Here is a 10,402-nt window from a genome sequence, read left to right on the forward strand (position 1 = left end):
TGATCCCCTTTCACGCGGTACTGCGCCGCACAAGCGAGACCGGCGTCACTTCGACCCGTTCCGCGGTTTCCGGGTTGTCCATGCGGCTCAAAAGCAGGTCGATCGCCTGCTCGGCCTGCAGGTCGCATGGCTGCCTGAGCGTCGTCAGGTCGTAGCCCGCCCAGGAGGCTTGCGGCACGTCGTCGTGACCGACGATGCGCACGTCATCGGGGATGGAGACGCCGCGCTGGCGCAGGCCGTCGACCAGGCCGCAGGCCATGTAGTCGTTGATGCAGAAGACGCCGTCCACCCCATCGAGCATGGCCGCCGCGGCGAAGCCGTTGGCATAATCGTTGATCTTGACGGGGATGACCCGCACGTCCGCTTCGAGGGAATGGCAACAGGCGAGGAAGGCCTGCTGCCGGCGCCGTGCCGTGTAGGAGATCGCCGCCGCGCTCATGACGGCGAGATGCCGCGCCCCGGTTTCGATCAGGGTGGTGGCGGCCAGGCGGCCGGCGGTGTCGTTGTCGGAGACGACGCGGTCGACGGCGGGGATGGAGTCCGCCTTGTTGATGAGCACGATGGGAACGCCGGCGGCCGCGAACTCGGCGCACAGCGCGGTGGGCGGCGCGTCGGAGGTGACCAGCACGCCCGAGACGCTGTAGTGCAGGAGCTGGTCCATCACGTGGTCGGCGCTTTCCCCGTGGTCGGCCGGCAGCAGGATGGGGCGGAAATTGCGCCGCACCAGGTTCTTCGTGATCTGCTCGATCTGCATGGCGCGGAAGGGATTGTCCATGCCGGCGGCGACGATGCCGACGAAATCGGAGCGCTGGTTGATCAGCCCGCGCGCCAGATAGTTCACCCTGTAGCCGAGCTCCTTGGCGGCCTTCACCACCTTTTCGCGGGTCTCGGGCGAGACGCTGGCATTGGGCGTGAAGGTGCGCGAGACGGCCGCCCGCGACACGCCGGCGAGGCGCGCCACGTCGAAGGACGTCACCTTGCGGGAGGGCTTTTCCGAGCTGCTCATGCGGGGGGTGCCTTGTCGCGTGCGGCGACGACGCGCTCCGGAAGGTCGGAGCAGATGCCGAGAACGGGCATCGTGACGAGGTCGGCGATGATATCCGGCCGTTCCTCGTGCCACAGCACGATCTGCCGCCCGCTCTCCAGAATGGCGGCGCAAAGCGCCGGCGTCACCAAATCCTGCGGGCGCTCGCCACCGCGCTCCCAGCACAGATGCACGATGTCGGCGCCGGCGCGTTCGGCCTCTTCCAGGGGGTCTGCGCCGAGGCGGACGAGGACGGCCAGGGGAAAGTCGCAGCCCTCCTCCCGCAGCGCCCGCACAAGCTCGGCATCGAACGAGCCGACCGCGGCGAAGCGCTGGTCCTTTTGCCGGAGGATCTGCCAGACGAACGGTGCCGCGGCGGGCTCCTTGATCTCCACGTAAAGGCCGGCGCCGCGCGCGTGCGCGAGGGCGGCCGCTTCCGCGAAGGTTGGGATCTCGACGCCGGGAAGGCGCGAAAGCTCCGCCGCCGTCAGTTGCGAGATGCGGGCATCGATGCCGAAGAGGCGCTGCAGGTGGTCGTCGTGGCTGACGACGCAGATGCCGTCGCGGGTCACTTGAGCGTCCAGCTCCCACATTGCCGCTCCAAGATCGGAAGCCCGCGCGAAGGAGGCCAGCGTGTTCTCCCGCGCATGGCCGCTGGCGCCGCGGTGGCCGATGGCGAGCGGGAAGCGCAAGCCGGCGGCAGGCCAGCGAAAGCGGCGCGCGAAGGCGGCGGCGTCCTTCAAAGCCGTTCCCCGTTCTGGGCGAACAGGAAAAGCTGGTCGCTTCTCACGCGCCATTCCACCTCGTCGTTCAGCGAGACGTCGTCGCTTTCGCGCTGAATGGAACGCAGGACACTGCCGTTCGCAAGGGTGAGATCGTAAAGGTTCTCGCGCCCCTGGGTCTCGACGAAGCTGATGCGCCCGCGGATGGGCGCGTCGCCATCGCGCCCGAGATTTTCCGGGCGGATGCCGACGATCACCGGCGTGCCGTCCGGCGGCGTTGTCGCATTCGCCGGCATGGGCAGGCGGATATCCGCGTCCTTGACGGCGAGCATGCCGCCTCGCGCCTCGGCCTCGATGAAGGCGATGGGCGGGTTGCCCAGGAAACCGGCGACGAAGGCCGTGCGCGGGTTTCGGTACATCTCCTGCGGTGTGGCGATCTGGATGATCTCGCCGGCGTTCATGATGGCGATGCGGTCGCACATGCTCATGGCCTCCACCTGGTCGTGGGTGACGAGGATGGCGGTGATGCCGGTCTCGAGCTGGATGCGGCGGATCTCCGAGCGCATCTCCAGCCTCAGCTTGGCGTCGAGATTGGCCAGCGGCTCGTCGAGGAGGAGCACGTTGGGCCGCCGCACCAGCGCGCGGGCGAGCGCCACGCGCTGCTGCTGGCCGCCGGAAAGCTCGGCCGGGCGGCGGTCAAGCAGCGCCTCGATGTGCACGAGGTTCGCCATCTCCTCCATCTGCCGCTTGACCTCTGCCTCAGGCAGCTTGCGGATGCGCAGCGGGAAGGCGATGTTCTCGGCCACCGTCATGTGCGGGTAGAGCGCGTAGGACTGGAAGACGACGCCGACATTACGCTCCTGCGAGGGAACGCCGGTCATATCGCGATCGCCGAAGAGGATGCGCCCGCCGGTGACCTTGTGGATGCCGCAGATGGCGAACAGCGTGGTCGACTTGCCGCAGCCCGAGGGGCCCAGAAGCGCCAGCATCTCGCCGTCCTTGATCTCCAGCGTCATATCCTCGATGACACGCACGTCGCCGAAGGACTTCGAGAATTTGTCGAGCAGGATACGCATCAGCCCTTCGTGCCTCCGCCATAGATGTTCATGAGATAGCTCTGGAAGAAGAAGAACAGGATGAGGACGGGCGCGATGTAGAACAGCCCGACGGACTTGAAGAGCGCCATATCGAAGTTGTTGTCGTCGGCGATCAGTGCCGCCAGGTAGACCGACAGGACCTGGGCATTGCCGCTGGGCGCCAGCACCTGCGGCAGGATGAATTCGCCCCAGCCGAGCAGGAAGGCGAAGAGGCCGAGCGCGAAGATGCCCGGCTTGACCTGCGGCAGGACGAGCTTGCGCCAGACGGTGAAGCGGCTCGCCCCGTCCTGGATGCCCGCCATCTCGATCTCCCAGGGCACCGTGTCGTAGAAGCCCTTCATGAGCCAGATGCCGAGCGGCATGTCGATCGCCGCCTTCACCAGGATGACGCCGATCAGCGTGTTGTAGAGGCCGACGATCTGCAGCACGAGGAAGATGGCGACGATCAGCGTGATTGCCGGGAAGGCGTGCAGCACCATCACGCCGGCCAGGAAGAAGCCGCGCGCCGGCACGTTGAGCCGCGACAGGACATAACCGGCCATCGACGAGACGACGACCACCAGCGTGGCGGTGGAGGTGGCGAACATCAGCGAATTGAGCGTTACCCGCCAGATGCTCAGCCGGCCCGGCGGCGTGTGCCAGAGGAACGTCCAGTGCTCCAGCGTGAACTCGTTGGGGATGAAGGAGCCGGGCGGTGCGTTGGTGAAGGTGTCGATGAAGAGGTAGGCGTACATCAGCACCAGCGGCGCGCTGAGGATGGAAAGCGCGAGAACGATGGGCCAGCTTTTCAGATGTCCGGTCATGGCTGCCTCAATGCTCGATGCGCGGTTTGACGATCAGCGCGCTGTAATTGAACAGGCGCAGATAGATCAGCGACAGCACGACGCCGATGACCACCAGCACCAGCGCCATCGCCGCGCCATAGCCGTATTGCAGGTTGCCGGCATAGTTGTTGAGCGCCGTGTGATAGACCCAGAGGGACCATACCTCCGTAGAGCCCCCCGGTCCGCCGTCGGTCGACAGCAGGATGTGGTCGATCGCGGTCAAGAGGGACAGCGTCTGGTAGCAGGTGACGAACAGGATCGGCCATTTGAGGTGCGGCAGGATGATGTGGCGGACCTGCTGCCAGCGGTAGGCGCCGTCCACGCTCGCCGCGTGGAACAGGGACTGGGGAATGGCCTTGATCGCCGAGGCGAAGATCACCATGCCCATGGACGCGCCGACGAAGCCGTTGATGAGGATGACGAAGACCCAGGCATTGGTCGCCGAACCCAGCATCCAGTTGCGCGGCCTGACGCCGAAATTGTCGAGGAAGGCGCTGATGAAGCCCGTGTCCCAGGCGAGCCACTTCCATAAAAGCACGTAGATGACGGCCGGCGAGATGCGCGGCAGGAACCAGATGATACGGAAGATGCCGGCCGGCCGCTCTGGGATGTAGTGGGTGGTGATCGCCAGAACCATCGCGAAGCCGGTGTTGAAGAGGGTGAGGGTCAGCGCGACGAAGAAAACCGTGTTGAGGAGAACGCGCGTCGTCTGCGGCGAGGAGGCGAGGCGGCGGAAATTGTCCGTGGTCCAGGTCCAGCCCGTGTAGGTGGCGTCGAGCAGGGCCTCCTTCTCCGCATCGCCGAGGTCGGGATCGATCGCCTCCGCCGCCGCGACGAGCGCTCCAGCGTTTCCGAAACGCGCATTGGCGAGCGAGCGGCTGAATTCGGCGGAAATCTGCTTGACGGTGCGCGTGCTTGGCCGGTCGGGCAGATCGCGGATTTCGCGCTCGAACTCGCGGCGCGAGGAATAGGTTTCGCCAAGATGCTCATCTCTCAGACCGGCGATGATGCCGGGGTCGATGCCCATCTCCTCCAGCGCCGCAAGACCCTCTTCGTCGACGATGTAGGTCGGTTGGCCGAGCCGCGCGGCGAGCTCGCGCATGCCGTATCGGTCGGTCAAAACGCGCAGTGTGCCCGGCGACACCTGGTAGGCGCCACCGGTGATGCCGGTCGCCGTGCTCATGTTGGTGAAGGCGAAGACGGCGGTCAGCACCACCGGCGCGAGGAAGAACAGGACGACCAGCATGAGCGCCGGCGTGAGCAACACGATGCCGAGGCCCTTCGAGCTGTTCAGCCAGCCGAAGGACCGCCGTGCCGGGACGGCCCGGGCCTTGAGAGGCGCCGAGCCGTCCCGCGCGATGTCGCGGGAGGCGTTCATGTCAGCGGATGACGATCGCTTCGCCGAGGCTGTTCTTCAGTTCGGCCTCGACATCGGCCACCGCCTGCTCCGGTGTCTTCTGCCCGGTCCAGGCCGCTTCGAGCCCGCTCCACATGGCATTCCAGTAGACGCCGAAATCGGCGTTGTTGGGCATGGCGTTGGCATGCGGCAGCAGGCGCTCCGTCGCCTCGCGCGCCCAGCGGTCGTTGGCGTAGAGGTCGATGTTCGACTGCTGGTGGGCGATGCCTAGATGGGCGGACTTGATCGCGTGCAGTGTGTTTATGCGCGGCTCCGAGGCAATCTTTATGAGCTCGGCTGCAACCGCTACCTCGTCCTCGTTGTCCTGTTCCGTCAGTAGATAAACGAGGGGGTGGGTGAGTGTGTTGGGCCTGCCACCATCACCGGCTGGAATGAGCGTGAAGGCGATGGTGCCGAAAAAGTCCTCGAGACCTTCCTGATTGACATAGCGGGCATAGTGCCAGGTGCCGCCATGCCACAGCCCGGCCTTGCCGTTGGCGACTTCGGCATACCACTGATCGCCCGGCGTGCCGATGTGGTTCTTGCGGGTAACGCCCGCCTCGACCGCGTCGACGAAGAATTGGTAGAAGCGCTGCATGGCGTCCTTGTCGAAGACGAGCTTGCCGTCCTCTTCCATGACGCCGCCGAAGCTGGTGTAGAACTGCCAGAAATCTGGGCCGTTGCTTTGGCGCGGATAGAAGCCGTAACCCTCTTCGACCACGCCCTGCTCGACCATTTTCTTGGCGTCTTCGAGCACGTTTGCAAGCGTATACTCGCCCGCCTCCACCTTCTCGGCCAGCGCGTCGAGATCGGCGTCGGAGTAGCCGATCGCCTTCATGTGCTCCTTCCAGAAGAAGAAGGGCCGCGATTCCGCGTCCTGCGGCAGGCCGTAGACAATCCCGCCGTAGGACGAGATTTCCATGAGGTTCTCGTAGATGTCGTTGATAGGCCAGGCGTCGAGGTTGAGATAGTCCTCGACCGGCACGATGAGGCCCGACTGGGCCCAGGGGGCGATGTCCTCGTGTCCGGTGACGAGGATGTGCGGTGCGTTTCCGGCTTCGGCTGCCAGCGTCACCGCCTGCTTGAAATCGTCCCAGGTGTTGTCGGTCTTCTTCTCGACCGTGATGTCGAGCTCTTCGCCCCGGATCGCCGCTTCCCGCTCAAGGATGTCGGCGGCCATCTCGATGGCATCGACACGATAGTTGTCGTTGGGGCCGCTACCGCCGGCCCAAACGCTGATGGTCACGCTTTCGGCGGATGCCGCGCCGGCGCCAGCCGCCAGCACGACGGCTGCTGCCGTGGTTCTCAATAGATGCTTTGTCATCTCGTACGTTCCTCCTTGCGTTTTCCGTCGGAATGAAGGGCGACGACCAGGGCCGATCGCGGCGATACCGCCAGGCCATCGGCTTCCTCCCTAAGGCCCTTATCCAACAGTCAGATGACAGTTGTGCACGTGTGCACGCTTTTTCCGTATGACGTTTCCTCCAATATTGCACACGTGTACAGTTCCACGCATGGCGAGGCTCGTCAATTGTCATCGTAGCTGCGCTGCAGCATGGCCCGGTGGGCGGGCCATGTGCGCCTCGATGTTTTTTAGTGATACCCCTCGCCAGGGCTGACCTTGCCGCGGAAGACCCAGTAGACGAAGATCGTATAGCCGAGCACCAGCGGCAGCAGGAACACCGTGCCGATGAGCAGGAAGATCTGCGAGGCCGGCGCGGCTGCCGTATCCCAGAAGGTCAGGTGCGGGGGGACGAGGTAAGGCACGGTCGAGATGACCAGACCGGCATAGCCGAGCAGGAACAGGAGGATCGAGCCGACGAAGGGCAGGCCCTCACGGCCGGCCCGAAGCCAGTGCCAGACAAGATACCCAACGCCCGCGGCGGCGAGCGGAACGGGCCAAAGGAAGAAGAAGTTGGGCAGGCTGAACCAGCGCGTGGCGATACGCTCGACGGTCAGCGGTGTCCACAGGCTGATCACCACCATGGCACCGAGCACCAGGGCGAGCAGCGCCGGCGCATATTGCCGGCCCAGATCCTGCGTCGGCCCGGCTGTGCGCATGACGAGCCAGGTTGCGCCGAGAAGCCCGTAGCCGGCGACCACGGCAAGCCCGGTGAAGACGGCGAAAGGCGTGAGCCAATCGAAAGCGCCGCCGGCAAATTGCCTGTCGACTACCGCGACGCCCTGGATGAGCCCGCCCAGGATGACGCCCTGCAGAAAGGCGGCGACGATGGAGCCGCCGGCGAAAGCAATGTCCCACATGCGGTGTGAGGGTTTTGCCACCCAGCGGAACTCGAACGAGACGCCGCGCAGGACCAGTGCCAGGAGCATGCCGATCACCGGCAGGTAGAACGCCGGCATGATGACGGCATAGGCCTGTGGAAAGGCCACCCACAAGCCGCCGCCGCCGAGCACCAGCCAGGTCTCGTTGCCGTCCCAGAAGGGGGCGACGGAGTTCATCATCACGTCGCGCTCTTCCTCCTTGCGTGCGAAGGGGAAGAGGACGCCGATGCCGAGATCGAAGCCGTCGAGGATGACATACATGGCCACCGCGGTGCCGATCAGGCCAGCCCAGATGACGGGGAGATACCATTCCATCGCGCTATCCCTCCGGTTCGCCCTGGAACAGGCCGGGGCCTTCGCCCTTCGGCCTGCCGGTCGCCTCGCGTGCCGCCTCCTCGGCGGCCGACAGCGGGCGGTTGGGCACGCCGGCCGGCACCTCGGCGGGCGCCTCCATCGGGCCCGCGACAATGAGGCGGTTGATGTAATAGATGCCCATCGAGAACACGATGCCGTAGATGAAGACGAACAGGGCAAGCGTGCTCGCCACGCTCGCCCCCGGCACCGGCGAAATGCCGTCGGCGGTCCGCAGAAGGCCATACACCAGCCATGGCTGGCGCCCCTGCTCGGTAACGAACCAGCCGGCCAGGATGGCGATGAAGCCGAGCGGCCACATGTAGGACGACGACCACAGGAACCAGCGGCTCGTGAACAGCCGCCCCCGCCACCACAGATAGACGCCGCCAAGGCCGACGGCGATCAGAAGGAGGCCGATACCGACCATCACCCGGAAGGAGAAGAACACGTTGAGGATCGGTGGCCACTCCTCCTCGGGGAAATCCGCGATGCCGGGATAGGTGCCGTCCAGGCTATGGGTGAGGATAAGGGAGCCGAGATGAGGCACCGCGATTTCGTAGCGGTTCGTCCGCGCCTCTTCGTCGGGAATTGCGAACAGCACCAGGTCGCCCGGCTCGCTGCCGTCCCAGTGCCCTTCCATGGCCGCCACCTTTGCCGGCTGGTGCTCCAGCGTGTTGAGGCCGTGCATGTCGCCGACGACGAGCTGCAGGGGGGCTGCGACCGCAATCATGCCGACCGCCATGCGCAGCATGGTGCGCGCTTCCTCGGTATGGCGGCCCGCAAGCAGGTAGCGCGCGCCCACGGCAAGCACCACCACCGCCGTCGTGAGGTAAGCCGCGTTCACCATATGCGCCAGCCGGTAGGGGAAGCTGGGGTTGAAGACGATTTGCAGCCAGTCGAGCGGGTAGGCGATGCCGTCGCGGATTTCGTGGCCCGCCGGCGTCTGCATCCAGCTATTGGCGGAGAGAATCCAGAAGGCGCTCGTCGCCGTGCCCAGCGCCACCAGCACCGCGGAAAGGGTGACGAGCCAGGGTGGAAACCGGTTCCACCCGAACAGCAGGATGCCGAGGAACGTCGCCTCGAGGTAGAAGGCCGTCAGCACCTCGTAGCCGATGAGCGGGCCGATGACATTGCCGCTGAACTCGGAAAAGCGGCTCCAGTTGGTGCCGAACTGGTAGGAAAGCACGATGCCGGAGACGACGCCCATGGCGAAGGAGACGGCGAAGATCTTGGTCCAGAAGCGGGCGATTCGCTGGAACTTGTCGTTCTCCGTCATCCTCCAAAGCAAAAGCAGAACGGCGATGAAGGCGGAAAGACCGATGGTGAAGGCGGGGAAGATGATGTGGAAGGAGATCGTGAAGGCGAACTGAATACGCGCCAGCAGGACCGGATCGAACTCCATGAATGGCCTCCATCATCCTCTCAGCAGGTGCCCACAATGCCGCCATCTATCCGGTTAGTCGACCCTGGCCGGATGCGGCAAATACGCTGCGCCGGATATCCATGCCCTTTACCCGTGCGGCAAAAACGCAAGCCGGACCGCGAGAATGGCCCGAACGGCGGCGCCCCGTAAACACCCGAAGGCTGCACCGATTGGGGTGGGCAAAGGCGCGATCTCCTCCGATCTCTTGCCGATCACGGCCGCGTGATAGTAAACGATGTGCAAAATACAAGCATGTGAGAATGTTATCAATCCATCTATACGGCGATGTGTAGTAATCGTGCTTTGAAAACTAAGGGTTTATTTAGTAGATAAATGGACAAGCGATAAGAATTTCCTTATCGCGAAACAAATCGGAGAGTACTATGCACAAGATCGTCATCCTCACGGCTACTTTCGCCATGCTCGGTATCGGCAATGCCGCCGCAATCGACGCCGCCAACGGTTTCGGCCCCAGCGATTCGAACGACCTGACCGCTCCTCGCTTCCAGACCGTCTCCCCGGTCGACCGCTCGATCACGGTCTCGAGCGTCGGCAACGCCCGCACCGCCCGGACGGTGGGTTATTCGGCCGCAGCCGGCTTTGGCCCCAGCGACGCGAGCGACCAGCCCGTTCCGCGGTTTCAGATCGCGCGGTAGACGTGTTCTTCCGACCGGCGGCGGCCGGTCTGCAGCACAGCCCCGGCACCTGTCGCCGGGGCTTCTTTCTTTTCGGGATCATGCTCTAGATGATTTCATAAGAGTGATTTCCATTTGAGGGGGGCGTGGGGATGAATGAGGTCGAAAACGTGGTCGGAGGTCAAACACGGATGGCAGCAAAGGGGTCGCCCGCTCGATCCGGACGCTCGTTGCGTCGGGAGATAGCGGCGGGCGTGGGGTGCATCTGTGCCGCGCTCGTGCTTGCCTATGCGGTCGCCTCCTATTCGTGCGTTGCAAGCGAGGAGCTTGAAGCCTCCTCGTCGACCGCCGCTATTCTCGACCACAAGAGCGCGCGCCCCGAAGGCCTTGCGGCCATCGGAAACTGGTGCGCATCCATTCTGCTGAACAAGGTATTTGGCGAGTAGGCCTGCGTCGGGTTGGCCCTGCTCTTCGTGACCCCGGTTATCCGCCGGGGCCTTCCTCGTCCGGCAAGGGCGCTGGAGGCGGCGGCGGGGGAGCGAGCGGCCTGTCCTCTTCCGGCCGCGCGGCGGGCGGCGGCGGAGGTGGCGCAAGCCGCGGCTTGGCAGCTGCGCAGGGCGCGGCGGCACAGGGCGAGGCGGGCG

General features: G+C 64.9%; 10 protein-coding genes. 2 read left to right on the forward strand and 8 right to left on the reverse strand.

What is annotated here, in order from left to right; translation table 11 throughout:
- Positions 1 to 10: 10 nt before the first annotated feature.
- From GPJ75_RS26705 to GPJ75_RS26740, 8 genes are all read right to left on the reverse strand, one after another.
- Positions 11 to 1,006, reverse strand: a complete 996-nt coding sequence (locus tag GPJ75_RS26705; protein ID WP_163273145.1) for a LacI family DNA-binding transcriptional regulator — start codon at positions 1,004 to 1,006, stop codon at positions 11 to 13.
- Positions 1,003 to 1,767 (reverse strand): glycerophosphodiester phosphodiesterase, encoded by a 765-nt coding sequence (locus tag GPJ75_RS26710; protein ID WP_246249317.1) that lies wholly within the window; start codon positions 1,765 to 1,767, stop codon positions 1,003 to 1,005. Before GPJ75_RS26710 ends, GPJ75_RS26705 begins: the two co-directional genes overlap by 4 nt.
- Complete coding sequence (locus GPJ75_RS26715) at positions 1,764 to 2,822, reverse strand: ABC transporter ATP-binding protein (protein WP_163273149.1); 1,059 nt, start codon at positions 2,820 to 2,822, stop codon at positions 1,764 to 1,766. Before GPJ75_RS26715 ends, GPJ75_RS26710 begins: the two co-directional genes overlap by 4 nt.
- Positions 2,822 to 3,646, reverse strand: a complete 825-nt coding sequence (locus GPJ75_RS26720; RefSeq protein WP_163273151.1) for a carbohydrate ABC transporter permease — start codon at positions 3,644 to 3,646, stop codon at positions 2,822 to 2,824. The genes GPJ75_RS26715 and GPJ75_RS26720 overlap by 1 nt, the downstream gene beginning before the upstream one ends.
- Before the next feature lie 7 nt (positions 3,647 to 3,653).
- On the reverse strand, positions 3,654 to 4,961 hold the full coding sequence (locus GPJ75_RS26725; protein ID WP_163273164.1) for an ABC transporter permease subunit: 1,308 nt from the start codon (positions 4,959 to 4,961) through the stop codon (positions 3,654 to 3,656).
- Positions 4,962 to 5,046: 85 nt separating this feature from the next.
- Positions 5,047 to 6,387, reverse strand: coding sequence for an ABC transporter substrate-binding protein (locus tag GPJ75_RS26730; RefSeq protein WP_163273153.1), 1,341 nt, complete (start codon positions 6,385 to 6,387; stop codon positions 5,047 to 5,049).
- A gap of 269 nt (positions 6,388 to 6,656) precedes the next feature.
- Positions 6,657 to 7,661 (reverse strand): cytochrome d ubiquinol oxidase subunit II, encoded by a 1,005-nt coding sequence (gene cydB, locus GPJ75_RS26735; protein ID WP_163273154.1) that lies wholly within the window; start codon positions 7,659 to 7,661, stop codon positions 6,657 to 6,659.
- Between the two features lie 4 nt (positions 7,662 to 7,665).
- Complete coding sequence (locus GPJ75_RS26740; protein ID WP_163273156.1) at positions 7,666 to 9,102, reverse strand: cytochrome ubiquinol oxidase subunit I; 1,437 nt, start codon at positions 9,100 to 9,102, stop codon at positions 7,666 to 7,668.
- A 404-nt stretch (positions 9,103 to 9,506) separates the two neighbouring features.
- Between GPJ75_RS26740 and GPJ75_RS26745 the strand changes: the two genes are divergently transcribed.
- Positions 9,507 to 9,779, forward strand: coding sequence for a hypothetical protein (locus tag GPJ75_RS26745; RefSeq protein WP_163273158.1), 273 nt, complete (start codon positions 9,507 to 9,509; stop codon positions 9,777 to 9,779).
- A 131-nt stretch (positions 9,780 to 9,910) separates the two neighbouring features.
- Complete coding sequence (locus GPJ75_RS26750) at positions 9,911 to 10,204, forward strand: hypothetical protein (protein WP_163273160.1); 294 nt, start codon at positions 9,911 to 9,913, stop codon at positions 10,202 to 10,204.
- The last annotated feature ends 198 nt before the right edge of the window (positions 10,205 to 10,402 follow it).

Source organism: Chelativorans alearensis (genome assembly GCF_010993735.1).
GTDB lineage: Bacteria > Pseudomonadota > Alphaproteobacteria > Rhizobiales > Rhizobiaceae > Chelativorans > Chelativorans alearense.

Coding starts and splice junctions, on each gene's coding strand:
- GPJ75_RS26705 (WP_163273145.1), bottom strand. CDS start 1,006: ATGAGCAGCTCGGAAAAGCCCTCCCGCAAGGTGACGTCCTTCGACGTG.
- GPJ75_RS26715 (WP_163273149.1), bottom strand. CDS start 2,822: ATGCGTATCCTGCTCGACAAATTCTCGAAGTCCTTCGGCGACGTGCGT.
- GPJ75_RS26720 (WP_163273151.1), bottom strand. CDS start 3,646: ATGACCGGACATCTGAAAAGCTGGCCCATCGTTCTCGCGCTTTCCATC.
- GPJ75_RS26730 (WP_163273153.1), bottom strand. CDS start 6,387: ATGACAAAGCATCTATTGAGAACCACGGCAGCAGCCGTCGTGCTGGCG.
- cydB (WP_163273154.1), bottom strand. CDS start 7,661: ATGGAATGGTATCTCCCCGTCATCTGGGCTGGCCTGATCGGCACCGCG.
- GPJ75_RS26740 (WP_163273156.1), bottom strand. CDS start 9,102: ATGGAGTTCGATCCGGTCCTGCTGGCGCGTATTCAGTTCGCCTTCACG.
- GPJ75_RS26745 (WP_163273158.1), top strand. CDS start 9,507: ATGCACAAGATCGTCATCCTCACGGCTACTTTCGCCATGCTCGGTATC.
- GPJ75_RS26750 (WP_163273160.1), top strand. CDS start 9,911: ATGAATGAGGTCGAAAACGTGGTCGGAGGTCAAACACGGATGGCAGCA.